Origin of the sequence: Loktanella salsilacus, assembly GCF_900114485.1 — a bacterium.
Classification (GTDB): Bacteria; Pseudomonadota; Alphaproteobacteria; order Rhodobacterales; family Rhodobacteraceae; genus Loktanella; species Loktanella salsilacus.
Genome location: NZ_FOTF01000013.1, coordinates 45,977 through 66,707, shown reverse-complemented (window position 1 = coordinate 66,707; position 20,731 = coordinate 45,977). Strand labels below are relative to the sequence as shown.

Here is a 20,731-nt window from a genome sequence, read left to right as displayed (position 1 = left end):
TTAGCGTATTTCGCTGCTATGGATGAAATTGATAAACGAATCGTTCGCCGGCTTGCTGCGGATGGGCGCATCAGCATGAATGACCTTGGCGATGCTGTCGGGCTTAGCCCCACGCCGACCGCGCGCCGGGTCAAGGCGCTAGAAGCGTCAGGCGTGATCACCGGCTACAATGCCCGCTTTGACGAGGCGGCGCTGGGGTTTGATGTGACCGTGTTCGTGTCGGTGCAGCTTGACCGGCAAATCGACAAGGCGCTTGCGTCGTTCGAGGCTGAAATCTCTGCCTTTGAAGAGGTGGTAGATTGCTGGCTGATGACCGGAAACCGCGATTATCTGATGCGGATCGTGACGTCAGACCTGAAGGATTTCGAACGTTTCCTGACTGAACGCCTGACCCGCGTGACGGGAGTGTCGTCGATTGAATCGTCAATCCCCCTGCGGCGGGTCAAGGGGAAGCCCTACCGGACGCCGTAGGGGATTTTACCCTTCCATCTGGACGATGACCTTGATCAGGGTCGACCGATCTGCGGCCAGATTGCTGAACTTTGCGGCGAATGCATCAAGGCTCAGTTGATCCGAACACAGGGCGTCTGCGTCGATATCGCCGCGCCGGAACGCGGCCATTACCCAGTCGAAATCATCCCGCAGCGCGTTGCGACTGCCGATCAGGCGCATTTCCTTTTTATGGAAGTCGGGATCGTGGAATGTGATGTCATTTTTCACAACGCTTACAAGCGTGTAAGACCCGCCATGGGCCACAGCGGCAAAGCCGGATTCAATCGCGCCGCCGTGGCCGGTGGCGTCGAAAACCACGTCATAACCTTCGCCTTGGGTCGCGGCGATTGCCGCATCAAGCGAGGCGTAGGCGGTATCAAACCCGAACCGATCCTGCGCCATGCGCAGCCGGTCCGGGCTAAGGTCTAGCAAGGCGACGTCCGCCCCCGCGAGCCGCGCAAAAAGTGCAGCGCCAATGCCGATAGGGCCTGCGCCGGTGACAAGCACACGGTCGCCGGCGCGGGTGTCCGACCGCCGGACAGCATGGGCGCCGATGGCCAGAAATTCGACCATAGCGGCCTGCTGCGGCGATAGCCCGTCGGCGGCGTAAAGGTTCGCGGATGGCACGGCCAAGCGTGTGGCCAGACCGCCGTCGCGGTGCACGCCAAGCACTTGAATATTGTAGCAGCAGTTCGGCTTGCCCCGCTTGCATGCGCGGCAGGTGCCGCAGGACAGATAGGGGTTCACAACGACAAGATCGCCTTTGGTCCAGCCGTTGCCGTCTTGCACAACGCGGCCGCTAAGTTCGTGCCCGATGACACGCGGGTAATTCAGGAAAGGGTGTTTGCCTTCAAAGATGTGATAGTCCGTGCCGCAGATCCCGGCGGCGCAAATGTCGATCAGAACCCAACCGTCCGGCGCGGTCTGGGGCAATGGGCGCGTTTGCACGTCGAACGTGCCGGGGGCGTTGATGACGCCGACTTTCATAGTGGGTCCCGTCATTTGCCGCCTCGCGGGGTCCAGTCATCGGGCAATGTGCCTTTGATGATTAAGCTTAGGATGTCGTCTTTGTTCACGTCCTCGATCCGAAAGGATCCGACGTTGCGGCCTTTGTTCATCACCATCACGCGGTCACACAGGTCAAAGACATCATGCATGTCGTGGCTGATCAGAAATATCCCGATCCCTTCGGCCTTAAGCCGCAGGGTCAGATCAGCGACCATAGCGGTTTCGGATGGGCCAAGCGCTGCAGTCGGCTCGTCCATGATCAGCACCTTCGCCTGAAAATAGATCGCCCGTGCAATCGCGATGACCTGCCGTTGGCCGCCGGACAGGCGCGATACGGGGTCCTTCAGGTTCGTGAAATGCGGGTTCAATTGGCGCAAAGCCTCTTGCGCATGGGCGAACATGCGGGCGTCGTCCAGATTGCCAAAGCGCGTTTTCAGCTCTCGGCCCAGAAACAGATTTGCGGCGGCATCGAGGTGATTGGCCAAGGCGAGCGTTTGATAGATCGTTTCGATCCCGCAGTTGCGGGCATCCTGCGGAGAGTTCAACGTCACAGGTTTGCCGCCGACGGTGATTTGCCCATCGCTGGCCGTCATGGCGCCCGACAGAATGCGCATCAGGCAGGATTTGCCCGCGCCGTTATGGCCCAGAACGCCGACCACCTCGCCCGGGTACAGGTCAAGGCTGACGTCGGTCACGGCGTGCAGCCCGCCGAAGCGTTTGGAAATGCGGGACATTTCAACCAATGGGGTCGGCGGTGCGGGGGTGTCGAACATGGGGGACCTACTGGCGCAAAGAGTGGCCAGCGCGAGGGGCGCGCTGGCCGGGAGGGGTTTAGTAAAGGACGTTTTGCGCCACTGGGCTGTCGATGTTGTCCTTGGTGACCATCACGACGCCGGTGTCGATGAACGTCTCGATCGTCTCGCCGGCCAGAACGCCCATGACGGCCTGCACGCCAAGTTCGCCCATCTGGAATGAGCCTTGCACAGCGGTCGCCAGCAAGGTGCCGCTTTTGACCATGTCTTGCAGGTCGGCATTGCCGTCAAAACCAATCGCCGTCAGCTGGCCCGCTTTGCCAGCCTGTTCGATGGCGCGGCCCATGCCGATCGCTGTGGGCTCGTTCGCGCCAAAGATGCCGACCAGATCGGTGTTTGCGGCCAGAATGTCCGTGGTCTGGTTCAGCGCCGTCGCCATTTGCGACTGCGAATAGAACGGTCCGACGATTTCAAGGTCAGAGTTTTTGGCGAGGTAGTCGCTGAAACAGCCGACGCGGCCGATTTCGGACCCGACACCCGCGACATAGGACATCACGGCGACCTTGCCGGTGCTGCCTGCGGCGTCGATCATGGTTTGCGCGGCCAGCTCGCCTGCGGCGCAGTTATCCGTGGACAGGAAGGTTTGGTAATAGGCCTCGTTGCCCGCAGCCAACATGCTGTCGATGATTGCGACGGGGATGCCAGCCTCGAAGGCGCGTTTGACGACGGGGGCCAATGCCTCTGGGTCGGAGGGGGCCAAGACGATGGCGGACACGCCGCGATTGATGGCGTTTTCCACCAGCGAGACTTGATCGGCGACGGCGGATTCAGACGCCGGGCCGTTAAAGCTGACGGTATGCGCGCTTTGCCCTGCGATGGCCGCGTCGGCACCTTTGCTGACATTTTGCCAAAAGTTGGAATTTGTCGTCTTTACGATAACGGCGATTTCACCTGCGGTCGCGGCTGATGCGGTAAGCCCGATGATCCCGGTGGTGAGTGCTGCGGTGACGATGTTCTTCATGGTTTCCTCCCTGATGAAGCTGATGTCGGGCGTTCAGTTGCGGTTGCGGATCTGGTCGATATAGACCGCCCCGATCACCACGATCCCGATGATAATTTGTTGGATGAAGGCGCTGGTGCCGGCCATGTTCAGCCCGTTGCGCAGCACACCGATGATGAATGCGCCAATCATGCTGCCAGAAATGCTGCCGACGCCGCCCATCAATGACGCGCCGCCAATGACGGCGGCTGCGATGGCGTCAAGTTCGTACATGACGCCCTCGTTCGGCTGGACGGTGACAAGGCGGGACATCAAAACCATGCCTGCCAGACCGGCCAGCGCACCTGATGCGGTGTAGGCCCAGACCTTTGTGCGGGTGACGTTGACGCCGGACAGGCGGGCGGCCTCTTCGTGCGATCCGACCGACAGAATATGCCGCCCGATTTGGCGGCGCGACAGGATGTAGGCCCCCAAGAGTGCGACGACCAACAGCAGCACGGCAGGGTAGGGGATGCCGGGAAAGATCACCTTGGGAAAGCCGTTGGCCTGCATTTCAACAACGCGAAAGAACGAGCCGTTCCCCAACTGCCCAAAGCTGTCGCCCAGACGGCTGATCGGGGCGGCGCCTGTCAGTTGCAGCGCAAGGCCGCGGGCGATCATCATCATGCCAAGGGTCGCCACAAAGGGCGTGATCCGCATCTTAGTGATGATCAGCCCATTGATCGCGCCGCAGGCCGCACCCGTCACAATGCCCAGCCCCATGCCGGGTATCACGGGCATCCCCGCCTTGATCGCCAGCCCGGTCACAACCCCAGACAGGGCCAGCACGGACCCCACGCTAAGGTCGATGCCGCCCGTGATGATGACCATCGTCATGCCAATTGCCAGCAATCCGATCACGGCGGTTTGCAGCAAGACGGTCAGGCCGTTGTTGACTGAAAAGAATGCGGGGCTGGTGAACGAAAACGCCACGATCAACAAAACCAGCGTCGCCACGGCTGACAGCTTGTGCAGCGACGCGCCGCCAAGGCGAAGGCGGCGTGACCGCGAGGCCTGCACATCTGACATTTTGTCGTCTCCTCCCGCGGCGATAATTGCTTTTTATAATAATAAACATATGCAGGCACGAAGTGACGCGTCAAATGTTTTTAATTATTTTTGAACAGGCTATAGAACAAGTGGTGATGGCGCAGATCGGAAAGGCCACTGACCTATGGCACGCAACAACACACGTTTCATCGAAGCGCATAACAAGCTGCTAACGATATGCGATAAAACGGAAATTGGCGGCACGCTGCAGTCTGAAAACGTGCTTGCGGCCGATCTTGGCGTTAGTCGCACTGTGATCCGCAGCGTGCTTGCGCGCTTTGACGACATCGGGCTGATCGCGCTTGATGGCCGCGAAAAGGCGATCCAGCGGCGCACGCGTGCGGGGGATCGTCTGGAAAAACCAGCGACCTTGCTGACGATAGAAGAGCTGGAGGGGCGATTCCTTGATTGGGTGCTGCGCATGGACGTGCCGCCGGGCACGGCGCTGAACGTGGCGCAACTGGCCAAGGAGTTTGGCGTTGCGCCGCATACCTTGCAGGAATTCCTGTCGTCCTTGTCGCGGTTCGGGATCGTCGTGCGGCGGCCGCGTGGTGGCTGGGTGCTGCACGGCTTTACCAAGGAATACGCGCTAGAGCTGTCGGACTTTCGCACCGTGCTGGAACTAAACTCGGTCCAGCATCTAGTGGCCCTTGCGCCAGATCATCCGATTTGGGCCCGGCTTGACGTGTTGGAACAGGCGCATCTGGCCCTGCTAGAGCGGATCGATCGGGACTATCACGACTTTTCCGTCTTGGACGAAACCTTTCACGAGGCGATCAACAGTGTGGTGACGAACCGCTTTGTCAAAGAGTTCCAAAAGGTCATCTCTCTGGTGTTTCACTATCATTTTCAGTGGAATAAGGCGGATGAACGCACCCGCAATGCGGATGCGATCCAAGAACATCTGGCCTATATCGACGCCCTGCGTAGCCGGGATGTCGGGCGGGCGCAGGCGGCGGCATTGCGGCATTTGGCGACATCTAAGCAGACGTTGCTGAACGCGTTGCAGGCCAATAGTCACACGCTTTAACTGGTCACGAAATCCTGCGCTGCAGCGGAGAGGGGCATAGCCTGCGTCGCCCGTATGCGACAGGATGAACTGCGCATCTGCCGCGAAAGGCGCGTGATTGCGGTCCCGTCTTTTGCCGTGAATTGCGCCTGCGCGATGGCATCGGACACGAACAGGTCAACGTGGGCCTGCAGAAACCGAATGGTGCCAAATATAAGGAAATGGGGTAAGCTGCATCATAGTCCTGTCGCGAAATATTGGCGAGACGACTGTTTTATTGTGCTGTTTTTAATTATACAAAACATATTTAATCAAGCGACCATGCGAAAGGATACGTCATGGCACAGCCCGACCCGATCGACGCACATCAGCATTTTTGGCAGATTGCGCGAGGCGATTATGACTGGATGACGGACGACGTTGCCGCGATCCGCCGCGATATACTGCCTGCCGATTTGGCACCCGTATTGCAGCGCCATGGCATCGCCGGAACTGTCGTCGTGCAGGCCGCAGCTACGGTGGCAGAGACGGATTATTTGCTGTCGCTGGCGCAGGATCATGGCTGGATTAAGGGCGTTGTGGGGTGGGTCGATCTGGCGGATCCCGCGGCCGCGCAGACCTTTGATCGCCTTGCTGCGCACCCTGCGTTCAAGGGGGTTCGGCCTATGTTGCAAGACATCAGCGACACCCGATGGATCGCCCAGCCTGCGGTGATCGCCAATCTGCACAAGCTGGCAGAGCGGGGCCTGCGGCTGGATGCGCTTGTCACGCCGCGCCATCTGGATGTGCTGGCAGAGGTCGCGGCGCAGGTGCCGTCCTTGAAGATCGTGATTAATCATTGCGCCAAGCCCGTCATCGCCGGGGGCGCTGATGCGGGTGACGATTGGCGGCGGGGCATGGCGCAGCTGGCGAAGTTGCCGCAGATTATGTGCAAGGTGTCCGGCCTTGCAAACGAGGCTGGTCCCGGCTGGACGGCGGACGTATTGCGCCCCGTCGTTGATCACGTTCTGGCGCGTTTTGGCGCAGAGCGGGTGATGTGGGGCAGTGATTGGCCGGTTCTGAACCTTGCCGGGAATTACGACCGCTGGCGGTCGGTGTCCGAAGAGCTTTTTGCGCCCTTGAGCGATGCTGACCGCGCTGCGATTTATGGGGGCACGGCGCAGCGGTTTTATGGGTTGGATGCGGGGTGAGCTATGTGTTGTTAACGTTGGCACCCTTAGGGACGCTTTAAAAACCGCCCGGCGGCGGTCCTAAAGGCATCACGCTTTGCTGCGAAAATTGGTAACGCTTGAGACGCATTACTTCTTATCGCGCGCGGCCTTTTCTTCTTTGGTCAGCTTGTTGTTCCAGGCATTGTTGCTCAGGCCCAACTCGCTTGGCAAAGGTTTGGTTTTCCCGACGCTGACTTTGCCGCCGTTTTTCAGAAATTCCTGAATAAGCGCGTCATCGGTGGATTCTTTGGGGATGTGTTTCATAATCACACGACTAGCCGATGGGTCGCAGGCGAGTCACGCCCCAACTGGTAAAAAATCCCAAGTTGCTTATGATTTGGCCAAAGTAGCGATCACACACCAGTCGCCATCACATGTGTCGCGCCAAAGGCGCAAATGCTGGGGCGCAGGACTGCCGACAAAGGAAATAATATGATTATCTATGGGTTAAGCACCTGCGCTGTGTGCCAAAGGGCGCGAAAAGATTTAGAGGCCGCGGGCAAGAACGTTGATTTCCGGGATGTCCGGTCCGACCCCCTAAGCGAAGCTGAGCTGGCTGAACTGATTTCAGAGTTCGGCGATCGGCTGGTGGATCGCAAATCGAACGACTATCGCGGATTGAATGATTGGCTCAAGAATTCAGAGGCAGAGGCGCAGATCGAGGCCCAGCCCAAGGTGATGGCGCGGCCGGTGATCCGCGATCAGGATACGTATTATCTTGGCTGGGATGCGGCAGTTCAAAGTGCTTTGCTGCCGGGGTGATATTTTCAACCAAGCGCCGGGTCTGTGAATGATGTGCGCGGCCGTTGAAACAGACCTGCTAAATCGGTGCCCCCGTCGTGCCGCGCGTGATCAGCGTGGCGGGCACGGTGACGGTAACGTGGGGCATGTCGGGTGTTTTGATCCGGTCCAGTAGCACCTGCGCCAACCGCCGCCCCAGTTGATGCGGCGACACCGCCATCGTGGACAGCGGCGGCGTAGCGACGGCTGCGTCGGCAATGTCATCGAAGCCTATGATCGACATGTCGCGCCCCGGCGTCAGGCCAAGGCGGTGCAGCGCAAGGCAGGCCCCGATGGCGACCATATCGCCGTTGCAGACCAGCGCTGTAACCTCTGGATGGGCCTTGCGCAGGGCCAAGTTCGCCTCGAGCCCGGCTAATTTGTTATCGGCGCAGGGCCAGATAAGCGGGGTGCCAAGGCCGCGTTCGGCCATGACGGCTTCGTAGCCTTCAATCCGTTGCAGGTGGACCTGTCCCGCGCCGGTGCCGCCGAAAAACGCGATATGACGGTGGCCAAGGTCGGCCAGATAGCGGGTCGCCGTCGCCGTCGCGGCGGCGTTTTCAATGCCCACATGATCGCAGGTGATCTGCTGCGCGCGGCGCAGAAAGGTGACTGTGGGCATCTGGTGGGTTTTGAGCAATTCAAACGACCGATTGCGCGCGCCCACGGCAGGGACCCACAGCAGACCGCCGCGGCCACTGCGAATGAAGGCTTCAAGATTGCGCGCCTCTTTCGCCGGGTCATCGCGGGAATCGAGGACGGAGACAAGATAGCCTTCGGTTTCCAGCAGGTCGCTGACGCCGCTGATGACCTCTGCGTTAAAGGGGTTGGCGATCTGGTGGATGACCAATCCGATCTCGTGATTTTGGCCCGATCGCATGGCGGCGGCACGCCCGTCTGGGACGTAGTTCAGCGCCTCGGCTGCTTTCAACACCTTTTCGCGGGTCTTTTCCGAAATGCGCCCGGCGTTGCGCATCACCTGACTGACCGTCGCCAGAGAGACGCCTGCCGCTTCTGCAACCGTTTGAAGGTTCGGCTTTTTCCGTGTGGATGCGGCGTCGCTGGGGTGCATCGTTAAACCTGATTTTGGCAATTCCAAGCATAGGGATACGCCAAAGAGGGCAGTTTGCACAGTCCAGTTCGGTGAAATGATACTTGACGACTGGTATATCGTTATACCATTAATGCCTCCAGCGGCGTGATTCTGGCAGGAGGGGGCCATGGATCCATCGGGAAACCAGCTGCGGCAAAGACCCTTCGGGATCAAAAGGTGGCGTCATGTCCGTTGGGCAGGTGCCAAAGACCAACAGGGAGAGAGAAAAATGAATCTGCAAAACGTATTATTGGGTGCAACTGCTGCCGTCGCGCTGACCACCGGTGCCGCGCAGGCCGAAGTGCTGTTCTGGTCCACGCAGGCCAAACCGATCGAGGAAACGCAGGCGATGCGCGATCAGGTCCTGTCCGGCTTTGACGCAGGTGCCGACTATCAGGCCAACGATAGCGGTCCGTTCCTAACGCGTCTGAACGCTGAATTGCAGGCCGGCGACGGCACGATTGGTGTGCTGGGCGATCTGCACGGCGGCTTTGCTGCGATGGATGCGGCCAATCTGGCGGATCTGTCCGGCCTTGATCTGGGCGGCGTGACTGTGAACCCGACGTTCCTGGAACTGGGCAAGCTGGGCACGGATCAGCAGCATTATCTGCCGTGGATGCAGGCGTCCTACATCATGGCCGCTAACAAAAAGGCACTGGAATTTCTGCCCGAAGGCGCTGACATCGACGCGCTGACCTATGATCAACTGATCGCATGGTCGGCCGCTGTGGAAGAGGCGACAGGCGACAAGAAGTTCGGCTTTCCTGCTGGCCCAGATGGTCTAAAGCACCGTTTCTTCCAAGGCTACCTTTATCCGTCCTACACCGACGGCGTGGTGCGCACGTTTAAATCCGACGCCGCCGTCGGCGCATGGGAAGCGTTCCGCGCCCTTTGGTCCCACACGAACACCGGTTCGACGAACTTTTCGTTCATGCAGGAACAATTGCTGTCCGAGGACGTCTGGATCGCTTTCGACCACACATCGCGTCTAGCCGGTGCGTTTAACGAGCGCCCTGATGACTTCGTCGCCTTCCCGGCACCTGCAGGCCCAACCGGGCGTGGTTTCATGCCTGTTGTCGCAGGTCTGGCGATCCCCGTGACCGCACCTGACATGGCCGAAGCCGAAGCGCTGGTTGCCTATATGATGAAGCCGGAAACCCAAATCGCAACGCTGCGGGCGACGAACTTCTTCCCGGTGGTCGACGTGGCTTTGCCTGACGATCTACCACCATCCGTGCGCGCGGCTGGCGACGCGATTGCCAAGATGAGCGGCGCTGCCGACGCAAACCCCGGTCTGCTGCCCGCAGGTCTGGGCGACAAGGGCGGCGATTTTAACCGCGTCTATGTCGACAGCTTCGAGCGGATCATTCTGGGCGGCCAAGACATCCGCGCTGTGCTGGACGACCAGGCCAAAGTGCTGGACGCGATCATGCAGGAAACTGGCGCTGTCTGCTGGGCCCCTGATGCGCCGTCCGAAGGCGCGTGCCCCGTCGAATAATCGTCCTCCTCCCTGACGATCCACCGTCCGGGCCAGCAATGGCCCGGACACCCCCGGAATGACGGATGACCCATCCGGCAAGGAGCGATCCCATGAACGCCCGCACCCTTCCTTATTTGCTAATCCTGCCCGTCACGCTGTTTTTGTGCGTGTTCTTTATCTATCCCTTTGTGCTGGTCGCGCAGCTTGCGTTCACGCAGGGCGATGGTTTCACGCTGGCGAACTTCCGCGAGGTGGTGGGATATTGGAAATTCCCGATCTCGCTCAAAAACACGCTGCTGCTGGCCGCCATCGTCGTGCCGATCCAGCTTGCCCTGTCGCTGGCCATGGCCACGATGGTCAGCAAGATGGAAAAGGGCCGCGATCTGGTTCTGTATGTCTGGACAATCCCGCTGGGGATTTCCGACCTAGCCGCCGGTATCATCTGGCTTGCGATCTTTGAGCAGTCCGGTTTCCTGAATTCCATGATGTCAGGCATGGGCCTGATCGACAAACCGATCAGTCTGCTGACCTACGAGCATCCTTGGGTCATCTTTATCGCCATCGCGCTGGCCGAAATCTGGCGTGCGACAGCGATCATGTTGGTGATCCTTGTTGCGGGTATGGGCCTGATCCCAAAGGAGTATTACGAGGCGGCAGAGGTGTTCGGCGCATCCCCATGGAAGCGGTTCCTGAAGATCACGCTGCCGATGCTGCGCCCGTCACTGCAAACCGCCCTTGTTCTGCGCGTCATCCTTGCCTTCGAGGTTTTCGCCGTCGTCATCGCCCTTGGCGGATCACTGTTCCCCGTGCTGATGGCCGAAACCTATGCCTATCAGTTTGACCTGCTGAACAGCGGTGCGGCCGCGGCGATCGCCCTGATCATCCTCGCGATTTCCATCGGGTTCACCTTGATCATCCTGCGTCTGCTGCGCGTCCCGAAAGGAGCAACGATATGACCGCTGTCACCCCTGACGTCGCCCATGCGGACGTCCGTAAATCTGGCCGCTTTTTGTTCCGCGCCGCCATTGTGTTCCTGTGCGCCTGGGTGCTGGTGCCGATCTACTTTTTGCTGATCAACACCCTGTCGTCGCCGGAAACCGTCAATGCCTTTCCCAAATCGTTCATCCCTGAATTCGACATGGGGTCACTGACGTTTTTCGCGAACTTCGCCGGGATGCTGACCGCGCTGAAAAACTCGGTCATCGTCGCCTGCCTGACCATGGTGCTGTCCATCGCCTTTGGCGCACCAGCTGGCTACGCGCTGTCGCGGTTCGACTTTCGCGGCAAGGAACTGTTTCGCGTCCTGATCCTGCTGACCCGCGCCTTTCCCCTGCCGCTCTTGGCCCTGCCTTTGGCCGTCTTGTTCATCCGCACCGGATTGGACGACACCTTGCTGGGCTTGGCGCTGGTTCACACGACGCTGGCAATTCCCTTTGCTGTGCTGATCACCTTCTCGCTGTTTTCGGGCATCCCGATAGAGCTGGAAGAGGCGGCATGGACGCTGGGCTGCACGCGGTTCACCGCCTTTACCAAGGTCGTGCTGCCACTGATCGCACCGGGCATCGCCGCATCCGCAATCTTTGCCTTCGTGATTTCGTGGAACGAGGTTTTCGCAGCCGCCGTGCTGACGATCCAGAACCGGACCTTGCCTGCCTTCTTGCTTCAATCGCTCGGCACCTCGCCGCTGCACCTTAAATTCGCCGGGGGGTTCATCCTTGTCGTCCCCGCCCTCGTATTCATCTTTGCGGTCCGGAAATACCTGTTCGCAATGTGGGGCATCGCAAACCGCTAACCCCACCTGAAAGGATCACCTTCATGGCTCAGATCAGAATTAAGAACGTTGCCAAGCGGTTTGGGGCTTACCAGGCGCTTCATTCCATCAACCTTGATGTTGCGGATCAGGAATTTATGGTCCTGCTAGGCGCGTCCGGTTGCGGCAAAACCACCTTGCTGCGAATTATCGCAGGACTAGAGACCCCGTCAGAGGGCGAAGTCTGGATCGGTGACCGCCGCGTCGATCACCTTGCGCCGCGGGATCGCGGGATCGCGATGGTGTTTCAAAATTACGCCGTGTTTCCGCATCTGACGGTGTTCGAAAACATCGCCTTTGGTCTGCGCATGGCCAAAATGGACAATGCGTTGGTCACCAAGCGGGTCGAACGCACGGCAGAGCTGATGCATATCGAACAGCTGCTCAAGCGGTATTCGGGGGAACTCTCAGGTGGTCAGCGGCAGCGTGTTGCCGTGGCGCGCGCGCTTGCGATGGAACCTGATGTGATCCTGATGGACGAGCCGCTGTCGAACCTAGACGCGCTGCTGCGTCTGGAAATGCGTGCAGAGCTGAAGGGTGTCTTGGCCGAAAGCAAAACCACCGCGATCTATGTGACCCATGATCAGGTCGAGGCGATGAGCCTTGCCGACCGGATCAGCGTTATGCACCAAGGCCGCATCGTGCAGGCGGCATCCCCGATCGAGGTGTATCGCAACCCCGCCGCCCGTTTTGTCGCCAGCTTTATCGGCAATCCGCCGATGAATTTCTTGCCCGCCACATCGCATGGCAATGGGCAGTGGTCCGTCGCGGGGCAAACCTTCAACGGTCCTGCGACGCAAAAGCCGCTGGAATTCGCGATCCGGCCAGAGGACCTGAGCCCCGCAGACCAAGGCCTGAAAGCCACCGCCCGCGTGGTCGAGCCGCTTGGCGCGCACCTGCTGGTGACCTGCGATGTCGAAGGCGCATCCTTTCGCGCCGTGCTGGACAGTGATCTGACCGTGCGCCCCGGCGATATTCTGACGCTGGCCCCGCAGCCGGACCGTATCCGCTGGTTCGACCCTGAAACGACGCAAGCCGTCGCCTGATCTGAAATGAGTATCCCAATGGCAAACGCTATCTTTGACCACGCCGCCGAGATCCTGCGCGAGAATGATCGCGGCACCTATACCGTGCCGACCCACGGCCTGTATCCCTTTCAATGGAACTGGGATTCCTGCCTGACAGCGATCGGTCAGGCCCACATCAATGAGGATCGCGCCTGGACCGAAATCGACACGCTGTTTGATCACCAGTGGGACGACGGCATGGTGCCGCATATCGTGTTCCACCAGCACGACGACGGCTATTTTCCCGGCCCGGACGTGTGGCAAACGCACCGCCCGACGCCAACGTCAGGCATTACCCAGCCGCCCGTCGCAGGCTTTGCCGTGCGCCGCATTTTCGACATGACCAAGGACCGCGACATGGCGCGGGCGCGCGCGGGTGCCTTGCTGCCCAAGATCGCAGCGTGGCACGATTGGTTCTTTCGCAGCCGTGACCCGCAGGGCACGGGCCTTGTGGCGATCATCCATCCGTGGGAATCCGGGCGCGATAACTCGGTCGATTGGGACGCTGCGTTTGAACGCGTGCCGACCACGGGCGTGTTGCCTTTTGTGCGCCGCGATACCCAGCATGCGAACCCCGATCACCGCCCAACGCAGGCGCAATACGAACGCTACATCTATCTTGTGCAGCTGTTCCGCGGATTGAACTGGGACAACACCAAATTGCACGACGCATCACCGTTTCAGGTCGTTGATCCGGGGTTTAACGCGATCCTGCTGCGGTCCTGCGCCGATCTGGCCGATCTGGCCGACACGCTGGACCAGCCGGGTATTGCAGCGCAAGCGCGGGCGCATCTGGCCCGCGGTCTGGCCGCAATGGAAACACTGTGGAGCGATGCGCAGGGTCAGTACCTGTGCCTAGACCGCACGCTGGGCACATTGATCCAAAGCCCGTCCATCGGCGGTTTGCTGGCGACCTTTGCCGCCATCCCGCAGCACCGCGCTGCGGCCATCGGCACCCGGCTGACGATCTTGGGCGAGAAGGTGACCTACCTTGTGCCGAGCCACGACCCAGACGCGGCAGAGTTTGACAGCCTGCGCTATTGGCGCGGTCCGGTCTGGTTGATCGTGAACTATATGATTGCCGACGGCTTGCAGCAGGCGGGGCAGGGCGATGTCGCGGCCCGCATCGTGGCTGACAGCATAGCGCTGATCGAGAAAAGCGGCTTTGCCGAATACTATGACCCCACCGACGGCACGCCTTGCGGCGGCGGACGGTTCACGTGGACGGCGGCCATGGTGATCGAGTTTTTGGCACAGGCAGGACGCTAAGATGAAGCGGTCGCGCATCAACCAGATCATGGCCGAAGCGGACGAGATGATCCGCAGCTATGGCTTTGTCCTGCCGCCCTTTGCGTCTTGGTCGCCCGATCAGTTCAAGGCCCGCGCACCCGGCGCGGCGCATGTCATCAACGCGCGCTGCGGCTGGGACATCACCGACTATGGCCGGGACAAGTTCGACGACATGGGTCTGTTCCTGTTCACCCTGCGCAACGGTTTGCTGTCTGATCTGCAACGCGGTGGTGGCATGTGCTACGCGGAAAAGCTGCTGATCTCGCGGCAGGATCAGCTGTCGCCGATGCACACCCATGTCATCAAGGCCGAGGATATCATCAACCGCGGCGGCGGGGCGCTGGTGGTAAAGCTTTACGGCTCTGACGACCAAGGCGGTTTTGCCGAAGATCGCGGCGGGGTCGTCATGTGCGACGGCATCGCGCGCCCCTTTGCGCCCGGTGAAAAGCTGCGCCTTGCCCCCGGCGAAAGCGTCACGCTGCGCCCCGGCGATTGGCACGCCTTCTGGGGCGAGGGCGGTGATGTCCTGATCGGAGAGGTCAGCACCGTCAACGACGACGAAACGGACAACATCTTTCAAGCGCCCATCGGCCGCTTTGCCCAGATCGAAGAGGACGAGGCACCGACCCATTTGTTGGTCAGCGACTATCGGGACTGGTTGGCCTAATGGACGCGAAGGCGTTTTTGACGGACCTGTTTCACGCCGCTGTCGCCCGCGCTGATCCGATGCTGTGCCTGCCGCCGCATCTGCCGCCGCGCCCTGCGGGGCGGCTTGTTGTGATCGGTGCAGGCAAGGCCAGCGCCCGCATGGCCGAGGCGGTCGAGGCCGCCTATGGCCCTTGCGAAGGCTTGGTCATTACGCGCTATGGCTATGCCCGCCCCTGCGCCGGGATCGAGATTACCGAGGCCGCGCATCCCGTGCCTGACCAAGCGGGCGTGGACGCGGCGCAGCGCCTGCTGGCGCTTTGCGCGACGCTTGGCCCAGAGGATCAAGTGATCGCCCTGATCTCTGGCGGGGGGTCGTCCTTGCTTTGCGCGCCGGTGGACGGTGTGACGCTGGCGGATAAACAAGCGCTGAACGCCGCGCTGCTGGCGTCTGGCATGCCAATCTCTGGCATGAATGTGGTGCGCAAGCAGGTGTCTGCGGTGAAGGGTGGCAAGCTGGCGGCAGCCTGCGCCCCGGCGCGGCTGTTATCGCTGGTTCTGTCCGACGTGCCCGGCGACGACCTGAGCGAGATCGCCTCTGGCCCCACCGTAGCCAGCCGCGCCACAGCGAAAGAGGCGTTGGCGTTGATTGACCATTGGCGCGTGGCGCTGCCGGACCATCTGCGTGCTGTGATTGCCGCCGCGCCCCCGCCCATCGCCAAGGATGATGCCCGTCTTGCAAACGCCACTGCCTTGATCGTCGCCGCCCCGTCCCATTCGCTTCTGGCTGCCGCAGCGCAGGCGCAGGCGGCGGGGATTGAGGTGCGGATGCTCGGCGATGCGCTTGAAGGCGAGGCGCGCGATCTGGCGCAGTCCCATGCTGCGCTGGCGTTGCAAATTGCAGGCGCGCCACTGACGTGCCCCGTGCTGTTGCTGTCTGGGGGCGAATGCACAGTCACCCGGCAGGGCAATGGCATCGGCGGGCCGAACGCGGAATATGCGCTGGCTGCTGCGATCGGCCTGCAAGGCCACCCGCGTATTCACCTGATCGCCTGCGATACCGACGGCGTCGATGGCGCAGCAGAGGTCGCGGGGGCCTATGCCGGACCCCAGACCCTTAAGCGGGCCAAGGGCCTGAACGTTTCGCCGCAAGACGCGCTAGGCTGCAACGATGCGCATCGCTTTTTCGCCAGTATGGGCGATCAGGTCGTGACCGGGCCCACGCTGACGAACGTCAACGATTTCCGCGCGATCCTGATCATGCCCTAGGCGGCAAAGGTATCGCGCAGCTGGTTCTTTTGCACTTTGCCCATCGTGTTGCGCGGTAATGCGTCAAGGATATGGACTTGCCTCGGGTGTTTATAGCGCGCCAGCTGCGGGGCGATGGCCTGTTTGATCGCATCCGGCGTGAGGGTTGCGCCGCGTTCCAGCACAATGGCGACGGCGACGCTTTCGCCGAAATCTGCGTCAGGCACGCCGAAAGCCGCGCTTTCGACCACGCCGTCAATGTCGTCGATCAGCGCCTCGATTTCCTTGGGGTAAATGTTGTAGCCGCCAGAGATGATCAGATCCTTTGACCGCCCCACGATCGAGACATAGCCGTCGTCGTCGATCTGGCCGATATCGCCGGTGATGAACCAGCCATCGGCGCGCATATCGGCGGCGGTTTTTTCAGGCATTTGCCAATAGCCTTTGAACAGGTTCGGCCCGCGCACTTCGATCCCGCCGGGCGCGCCCTTTGGTGTGGGGGAGCCGTCCGCCTCGGCCAGACGCAGTTCTACCCCCGGCAGGGGCAATCCCACGGTGCCGGGCTTGCGCTGTCCGTCGTAGGGGTTCGATGTGTTCATGCAGGTTTCGGTCATGCCGTAGCGTTCCAGCACGGTATGCCCGGTGCGATCCTGCCATTTCAGGTGGGTGTCTAGCAGCATGGGGGCCGATCCGGACACGAACAGGCGCATCCCGGCGCAGGCGTCTTTCGTCAGGCCGGGCTGGTCCAGCAGGCGGGTATAGAAGGTCGGCACGCCCATCAGCGATGTGGCGCGGGGAAAATCCGCCAGAACGGCGGCGGCGTCAAAGCTGCGGTGCAAAATGATCGCGCCGCCCGCCATCAGCGTGACGTTGATCGCCACAAACAGGCCGTGAGTGTGAAAGACGGGCAGCGCGTGGATCAGCACGTCGGTGTCGGTGAACTGCCACAGATCGCGCAGCGTGTCGGCGTTCGATGTCAGGTTGCCGTGGGTCAGCATCGCGCCTTTGCTGCGCCCCGTGGTGCCAGAGGTATAAAGGAATGCAGCTAGATCGTCCGCGCCTCTTGCCACCGCCTGCGTTAGCGGGGTCGCCGTGGCAGCGGCGTCCGACAAGGTGCCTGCGCCGTCTGCGTCCAGCGTCAAGACGTGGCTTACGCCAGCGTCCAGCGCCACGGGCGACATGGTGTCCAGCTTGGCCGGGTCGCAAATGAACACGCGCGGGGCGGCGTCGGTCAGGAAATACGACACCTCTGCCGCCGGATAACCGGTATTGAGCGGCAGGTGGATCGCGCCAGCCAGCACGGTGCCCAGATAGCAGGCGAGGCCCGGGATCGATTTTTCGACCTGCATCGCCACGCGGTCGCCGGGTGCGACGCCAAGGGCGACCAATGCACCGGCCATCGCCTCTACCTGAGTCCAAAGCGCGCTATAGGTCGTGATCTGCCCCGTGCTGGCGTCGGTGGCAAAAGGCGCATCATCGCGCCCGAGCGAGGCGGCGCGCAGGGCGGAGGCTAGACAGTTCGCGCTATACATATTGGATCCTTGTCATCGTGTCTTAATCAGCCGGCGTACGGTGGACGACGCGATGATGTCGTCCGCCGTGGAGTAGGCTTCGTGGTTTCGTTCAATCGTATCAAGATCGTAAAGATAGTTCACCATGACACCCCATGACGCCTGTTGCCCATTGGCCGATGTATCGGCGTCGCGGTGAATACGTTCCAGCCGCGCGCCGTTGCCCAGATGGAACCGCGCCACAGGATCAGTTGCGCCGCCGCGGGTGCTGCGGGCCACTAGCATGTAGTGCGCGGTCAGGTCCGACAGGCCGCTTGGGCGCGCGCCGCTTTCGGCCTGGGTCACGACGTCCGCCAGTCGCGGCGGTAGTTTGTCTTTTTGCGCCAGCGCCCAAGGGCGCAATCCCGGAACCGGGGACAGAGTCACAAAGGTGCTTAGGTTTGGCCATTCGCGGCCCAGCTCTTCGACCACTTGCTTGATTAAGAAGTTGCCGAATGAAATGCCGCGCAGGCCTGTTTGGCAGTTGGAGATGGAATAGAAGACTGCCGTCTGCGCCTTGGCTGGCGGCATCATGTCACGATCTGCGGCAAGGATTGCACCGATGTCGACGGGAATATCCGCCGTCAGGGCGACTTCGACGAAAATCAGGGGATCATCGCCAAGCGCGGGATGAAAGAAGGCGTAAAGCCTGCGGTCAAGCGCGGCCACACGGCGGCGCAGATCGTCCCAGCCGCTGATTTCGTGGACGGCTTCGTATTTAATGATCTTTTCAAGGATATTGGCCGGCGTGTGCCAGTCGATCCGCTGCAATTCCAAAAAGCCACGATTGAACCAAGACGAAAATAAATGCCTGAAATCCGCATCCAGCGCCCCAAGGCTTGCATCGTCATCCATCAGATTTAGCAGATCATTGCGCATGGCCACCAAGCGGCGGGTGCCGCCGGGCGCGCGGTTCAGGCGGCGGATTAGCTCTTGGGATCGCGGCTCTGACGCGGCGTGCAGGACGCGCAGGGCGGTATCGTCGCCATCCTGCCATTGCTGCAAGGCCGCTTCGGTGCGGGCGCGGTCCACGCTGAACCGGTCGCGCAGCATGGTGAAAAAGTCATGCCGCGCGGCGGGGCTCATCGCGTCATAGCGGTCAAAGATCGCGCTGGCGATGGCAAGGCCTGTCGCCTCTCCCTTTCCTGTCAGCAGGGTATCGCACAACTGCGCCACTGTGCGCGGCGCGGTTGTGCCCATCATGCTGCGACCCCGGTCTGCCACCCGGCCCACAAGATCGTTCAGGACAGAGGTGGCGCGCATCACAGTTCTGGCCCCATGAGATAGTCGGGCAGCCACGTCACGATGGATGGAAAGGCCGACAGGATGATGATCGCCAGCACCATGCACAGCACAAAGGGCATTGATCCGACCAAGATCTTTTTCAGGCTGATATCCGGCGCGATCCCGTTGATGACGTAAAGGTTCAGGCCCACAGGCGGCGTGATCAGGCCGATTTCCATGTTGATCGTGACGATCACGGCGAACCAATAGGGGTCGAACCCTGCGGCTGTGATGATCGGCAATAGGATCGGCGCGCTCATCAAAATGACAGCGACGGGGGGGAGGAAGAACCCAGCGACCAGCAAAAAGACGTTGATCACCCCCATTAGGACCCAGCGGTTCACATCAAGGTCGGCGATCCATGCGGCGATGGACTGGGTGACGAACAAGGACGACAGCATAAAGCTGAACACACCTGCCGCGCCGATGATGAACAAGATCATCACGCTTTCACGTGTGCTGTCACGCAGCACCGTCCAGAGCGCGGCGGGTTGCACCATCTTGTAGACGACCACAGCGACGACAATGCACAAAAGCGCACCCACGGCCGCAGTTTCCGACGGCGTCGCGATGCCGCCATAAAGGGCGTAAAGCACGCCTGCGATGATCACGATAAACGGGATAACGCGGGGCAAAATCTCGAACTTTTCGCGCCAGCTATAGGTGACGCCGGACAGTGCCACACCCGCCGCGCCGCGCCGCCATGTGTCAAAGATCGCCCAAGCGATGAACAGCGAGACGAGCAAGATACCCGGCAAGACACCTGCCAAGAACAGGCGGCCAATGCTGGTTTCGGTCGCGATGCCGTAAACGATCATCGTCACTGACGGCGGGATCAGGATCCCTAAAGTGCCGCCTGCCGCGATAGAGCCTGCTGCGACTTCGTCCGGGTAGCCGCGTTTGCGCATCTCTGGGATGCCCATTTTGCCGATGGCGGCGCAGGTCGCGGGGCTAGACCCGGACATCGCAGCGAACAGGGCGCAGGCCCCCAAGTTTGATACCAGCAGGCCGCCGGGCACGCGGGTCAGCCAACGTTCTAACGCTTCGTACAGATCGGGCCCGGCGCGGGTCGATGAAATCGCCGCCCCCATGATGATGAACATCGGGATCGATAGCAGGGCAAAGGAGTTTAGATCGCCGTAAAACAGCTCTGGCAGGGCTTGCAGGCTGCGCGGGCCGTCAAAGACATAAAGGAAGCCCGTCGCGACAATCAGCAGACCGACGGCAACAGGTACGCCAGAAAACAGCACAACGACGGTGAACAGGGCAACGAGGCCACCAAGGGCAAGGGGGTCCATCAGTAATCCTCTGACATCTCAAGGCCAATGGCGGGCAAGCCCTTGGCGTCCATGGGAAAGGCTGTCACCGACAGCCACAAATCGGCCAGCAGTTGCAGCAAGAACAAGGCAAAGCCGACGGGGATCGCAAGATAGGGGATCCACAGCGGCGCGGCCAATACGGTTTCGGATTTCCAGCCGCGCTGCCATGCGAAATGCCACATGTCATAGCCGTAATAGAGCATCACAGCGATCATCACGGCGGTGACCACCAGCGTGGCAATACCCAGCCCGCGCCGCATGCGTTGGGGCAGCAGCGTTGGTAACAGATCGACCCCCACATGCCCGCGCAGCTTTTGCACATAGGACAGACCAATCAGGGTCGCTGCGATCATCAGATAAATCACGACCTCTGTCTGCCAGACGGTCGACTGGTTCAGCACATTGCGCACAAAGATCATGTGGCAGGTGATCAGCACGGCGGCGAACATCATCAAGGATGCGACAATCCCGCAAAGCGTTGAAATACCCAAGATAAGACGAATAGCCAAAGGCAAGGTGCGCGGGGCGCTGGCGGAATAACTCACGCTGGATAACCTTTTAAGTTAGGGGTGGAGGGCGGGGTACACCCGCCCTCCGTCGTCGA

21 protein-coding genes are annotated in these 20,731 nt (G+C 60.7%); 11 read left to right on the top strand and 10 right to left on the bottom strand.

Annotated elements, in window-relative coordinates; genetic code table 11:
- The first annotated feature begins 18 nt into the window (after positions 1–18).
- The gene (locus tag BM131_RS12755; RefSeq protein WP_217646862.1) at positions 19–471 is read left to right on the top strand and encodes an Lrp/AsnC family transcriptional regulator; all 453 of its coding nucleotides are present in this window, start codon (positions 19–21) and stop codon (positions 469–471) included.
- A 6-nt stretch (positions 472–477) separates the two neighbouring features.
- Here the strand turns inward: BM131_RS12755 and BM131_RS12750 are convergent, their stop codons facing one another.
- Genes BM131_RS12750 through BM131_RS12735 form a run of 4 tightly spaced genes read right to left on the bottom strand, consistent with a single transcriptional unit; the run spans position 478 to position 4,320 of the window.
- The gene (locus tag BM131_RS12750; protein WP_090190037.1) at positions 478–1,494 is read right to left on the bottom strand and encodes a zinc-binding alcohol dehydrogenase family protein; all 1,017 of its coding nucleotides are present in this window, start codon (positions 1,492–1,494) and stop codon (positions 478–480) included.
- Positions 1,491–2,273: an ATP-binding cassette domain-containing protein gene (locus BM131_RS12745; protein ID WP_217646861.1), complete on the bottom strand. Its 783-nt coding sequence runs from the start codon at positions 2,271–2,273 to the stop codon at positions 1,491–1,493. Before BM131_RS12745 ends, BM131_RS12750 begins: the two co-directional genes overlap by 4 nt.
- A 58-nt stretch (positions 2,274–2,331) precedes the next feature.
- A complete protein-coding gene (locus tag BM131_RS12740; protein WP_090190035.1) occupies positions 2,332–3,273 on the bottom strand; it encodes an ABC transporter substrate-binding protein in 942 nt (313 codons plus the stop codon).
- Positions 3,274–3,306: 33 nt separating this feature from the next.
- Positions 3,307–4,320 carry an ABC transporter permease gene (locus BM131_RS12735; RefSeq protein WP_090190034.1) on the bottom strand — a complete coding sequence of 338 codons (1,014 nt, stop codon included), beginning with the start codon at positions 4,318–4,320 and terminating at the stop codon, positions 3,307–3,309.
- A 145-nt stretch (positions 4,321–4,465) separates the two neighbouring features.
- Between BM131_RS12735 and BM131_RS12730 the strand changes: the two genes are divergently transcribed.
- Both BM131_RS12730 and BM131_RS12725 read left to right on the top strand, forming a co-directional pair.
- Positions 4,466–5,371: a GntR family transcriptional regulator gene (locus BM131_RS12730; RefSeq protein ID WP_090190033.1), complete on the top strand. Its 906-nt coding sequence runs from the start codon at positions 4,466–4,468 to the stop codon at positions 5,369–5,371.
- Between the two features lie 317 nt (positions 5,372–5,688).
- A complete protein-coding gene (locus BM131_RS12725) occupies positions 5,689–6,540 on the top strand; it encodes an amidohydrolase family protein (protein ID WP_090190032.1) in 852 nt (283 codons plus the stop codon).
- 108 nt (positions 6,541–6,648) lie between these two features.
- Here BM131_RS12725 and BM131_RS20275 read toward each other — a convergent pair whose 3' ends face one another.
- Complete coding sequence (locus tag BM131_RS20275) at positions 6,649–6,825, bottom strand: hypothetical protein (protein ID WP_175499327.1); 177 nt, start codon at positions 6,823–6,825, stop codon at positions 6,649–6,651.
- Between the two features lie 168 nt (positions 6,826–6,993).
- On the opposite strand from BM131_RS20275, the gene BM131_RS12720 reads away from it, so the two are divergent.
- Positions 6,994–7,323 (top strand): arsenate reductase family protein, encoded by a 330-nt coding sequence (locus BM131_RS12720; protein WP_090190031.1) that lies wholly within the window; start codon positions 6,994–6,996, stop codon positions 7,321–7,323.
- Positions 7,324–7,381: 58 nt separating this feature from the next.
- Here BM131_RS12720 and BM131_RS12715 read toward each other — a convergent pair whose 3' ends face one another.
- Positions 7,382–8,413: a LacI family DNA-binding transcriptional regulator gene (locus BM131_RS12715; RefSeq protein ID WP_090190030.1), complete on the bottom strand. Its 1,032-nt coding sequence runs from the start codon at positions 8,411–8,413 to the stop codon at positions 7,382–7,384.
- A gap of 250 nt (positions 8,414–8,663) precedes the next feature.
- Between BM131_RS12715 and BM131_RS12710 the strand changes: the two genes are divergently transcribed.
- From BM131_RS12710 to BM131_RS12680, 7 genes are all read left to right on the top strand, one after another.
- Positions 8,664–9,932 carry an ABC transporter substrate-binding protein gene (locus tag BM131_RS12710; RefSeq protein WP_090190029.1) on the top strand — a complete coding sequence of 423 codons (1,269 nt, stop codon included), beginning with the start codon at positions 8,664–8,666 and terminating at the stop codon, positions 9,930–9,932.
- Between the two features lie 92 nt (positions 9,933–10,024).
- Positions 10,025–10,870, top strand: a complete 846-nt coding sequence (locus BM131_RS12705; protein WP_090190028.1) for a carbohydrate ABC transporter permease — start codon at positions 10,025–10,027, stop codon at positions 10,868–10,870.
- Positions 10,867–11,706, top strand: a complete 840-nt coding sequence (locus BM131_RS12700) for a carbohydrate ABC transporter permease (protein ID WP_090190027.1) — start codon at positions 10,867–10,869, stop codon at positions 11,704–11,706. The genes BM131_RS12705 and BM131_RS12700 overlap by 4 nt, the downstream gene beginning before the upstream one ends.
- A 23-nt stretch (positions 11,707–11,729) precedes the next feature.
- The gene (locus BM131_RS12695; protein WP_090190026.1) at positions 11,730–12,770 is read left to right on the top strand and encodes an ABC transporter ATP-binding protein; all 1,041 of its coding nucleotides are present in this window, start codon (positions 11,730–11,732) and stop codon (positions 12,768–12,770) included.
- Positions 12,771–12,788: 18 nt separating this feature from the next.
- The gene (locus BM131_RS12690) at positions 12,789–14,060 is read left to right on the top strand and encodes an amylo-alpha-1,6-glucosidase (protein ID WP_090190025.1); all 1,272 of its coding nucleotides are present in this window, start codon (positions 12,789–12,791) and stop codon (positions 14,058–14,060) included.
- Position 14,061: 1 nt separating this feature from the next.
- The gene (locus BM131_RS12685; RefSeq protein ID WP_090190024.1) at positions 14,062–14,748 is read left to right on the top strand and encodes a D-lyxose/D-mannose family sugar isomerase; all 687 of its coding nucleotides are present in this window, start codon (positions 14,062–14,064) and stop codon (positions 14,746–14,748) included.
- The gene (locus tag BM131_RS12680; protein ID WP_090190023.1) at positions 14,748–15,995 is read left to right on the top strand and encodes a glycerate kinase type-2 family protein; all 1,248 of its coding nucleotides are present in this window, start codon (positions 14,748–14,750) and stop codon (positions 15,993–15,995) included. The genes BM131_RS12685 and BM131_RS12680 overlap by 1 nt, the downstream gene beginning before the upstream one ends.
- Here the strand turns inward: BM131_RS12680 and BM131_RS12675 are convergent.
- The 4 genes from BM131_RS12675 to BM131_RS12660 are packed head-to-tail and all read right to left on the bottom strand — an operon-like array spanning position 15,992 to position 20,672.
- Positions 15,992–17,506 carry a malonate--CoA ligase gene (locus BM131_RS12675; protein ID WP_090190022.1) on the bottom strand — a complete coding sequence of 505 codons (1,515 nt, stop codon included), beginning with the start codon at positions 17,504–17,506 and terminating at the stop codon, positions 15,992–15,994. The two genes, BM131_RS12680 and BM131_RS12675, sit on opposite strands and share 4 nt — an antisense overlap.
- Before the next feature lie 12 nt (positions 17,507–17,518).
- Positions 17,519–18,787, bottom strand: a complete 1,269-nt coding sequence (locus tag BM131_RS12670) for a malonyl-CoA decarboxylase (RefSeq protein WP_090190021.1) — start codon at positions 18,785–18,787, stop codon at positions 17,519–17,521.
- Positions 18,787–20,106 carry a TRAP transporter large permease gene (locus tag BM131_RS12665; RefSeq protein WP_090190020.1) on the bottom strand — a complete coding sequence of 440 codons (1,320 nt, stop codon included), beginning with the start codon at positions 20,104–20,106 and terminating at the stop codon, positions 18,787–18,789. The genes BM131_RS12670 and BM131_RS12665 overlap by 1 nt, the downstream gene beginning before the upstream one ends.
- A complete protein-coding gene (locus tag BM131_RS12660; protein WP_245754237.1) occupies positions 20,106–20,672 on the bottom strand; it encodes a TRAP transporter small permease in 567 nt (188 codons plus the stop codon). The genes BM131_RS12665 and BM131_RS12660 overlap by 1 nt, the downstream gene beginning before the upstream one ends.
- Positions 20,673–20,731: the final 59 nt, after the last annotated feature.

What these genes read in the sequence shown, in the direction of transcription:
- BM131_RS12730 (WP_090190033.1), top strand. Translation starts at nt 4,466, where the DNA reads ATGGCACGCAACAACACACGTTTCATCGAAGCGCATAACAAGCTGCTA.
- BM131_RS12675 (WP_090190022.1), bottom strand. Translation starts at nt 17,506, where the DNA reads ATGTATAGCGCGAACTGTCTAGCCTCCGCCCTGCGCGCCGCCTCGCTC.
- BM131_RS12700 (WP_090190027.1), top strand. Translation starts at nt 10,867, where the DNA reads ATGACCGCTGTCACCCCTGACGTCGCCCATGCGGACGTCCGTAAATCT.
- BM131_RS12735 (WP_090190034.1), bottom strand. Translation starts at nt 4,320, where the DNA reads ATGTCAGATGTGCAGGCCTCGCGGTCACGCCGCCTTCGCCTTGGCGGC.
- BM131_RS12670 (WP_090190021.1), bottom strand. Translation starts at nt 18,787, where the DNA reads ATGCGCGCCACCTCTGTCCTGAACGATCTTGTGGGCCGGGTGGCAGAC.
- BM131_RS12715 (WP_090190030.1), bottom strand. Translation starts at nt 8,413, where the DNA reads ATGCACCCCAGCGACGCCGCATCCACACGGAAAAAGCCGAACCTTCAA.
- BM131_RS12695 (WP_090190026.1), top strand. Translation starts at nt 11,730, where the DNA reads ATGGCTCAGATCAGAATTAAGAACGTTGCCAAGCGGTTTGGGGCTTAC.
- BM131_RS12720 (WP_090190031.1), top strand. Translation starts at nt 6,994, where the DNA reads ATGATTATCTATGGGTTAAGCACCTGCGCTGTGTGCCAAAGGGCGCGA.
- BM131_RS12725 (WP_090190032.1), top strand. Translation starts at nt 5,689, where the DNA reads ATGGCACAGCCCGACCCGATCGACGCACATCAGCATTTTTGGCAGATT.
- BM131_RS20275 (WP_175499327.1), bottom strand. Translation starts at nt 6,825, where the DNA reads ATGAAACACATCCCCAAAGAATCCACCGATGACGCGCTTATTCAGGAA.
- BM131_RS12750 (WP_090190037.1), bottom strand. Translation starts at nt 1,494, where the DNA reads ATGACGGGACCCACTATGAAAGTCGGCGTCATCAACGCCCCCGGCACG.
- BM131_RS12685 (WP_090190024.1), top strand. Translation starts at nt 14,062, where the DNA reads ATGAAGCGGTCGCGCATCAACCAGATCATGGCCGAAGCGGACGAGATG.
- BM131_RS12755 (WP_217646862.1), top strand. Translation starts at nt 19, where the DNA reads ATGGATGAAATTGATAAACGAATCGTTCGCCGGCTTGCTGCGGATGGG.
- BM131_RS12690 (WP_090190025.1), top strand. Translation starts at nt 12,789, where the DNA reads ATGGCAAACGCTATCTTTGACCACGCCGCCGAGATCCTGCGCGAGAAT.
- BM131_RS12740 (WP_090190035.1), bottom strand. Translation starts at nt 3,273, where the DNA reads ATGAAGAACATCGTCACCGCAGCACTCACCACCGGGATCATCGGGCTT.
- BM131_RS12745 (WP_217646861.1), bottom strand. Translation starts at nt 2,273, where the DNA reads ATGTTCGACACCCCCGCACCGCCGACCCCATTGGTTGAAATGTCCCGC.
- BM131_RS12710 (WP_090190029.1), top strand. Translation starts at nt 8,664, where the DNA reads ATGAATCTGCAAAACGTATTATTGGGTGCAACTGCTGCCGTCGCGCTG.
- BM131_RS12705 (WP_090190028.1), top strand. Translation starts at nt 10,025, where the DNA reads ATGAACGCCCGCACCCTTCCTTATTTGCTAATCCTGCCCGTCACGCTG.
- BM131_RS12665 (WP_090190020.1), bottom strand. Translation starts at nt 20,106, where the DNA reads ATGGACCCCCTTGCCCTTGGTGGCCTCGTTGCCCTGTTCACCGTCGTT.
- BM131_RS12680 (WP_090190023.1), top strand. Translation starts at nt 14,748, where the DNA reads ATGGACGCGAAGGCGTTTTTGACGGACCTGTTTCACGCCGCTGTCGCC.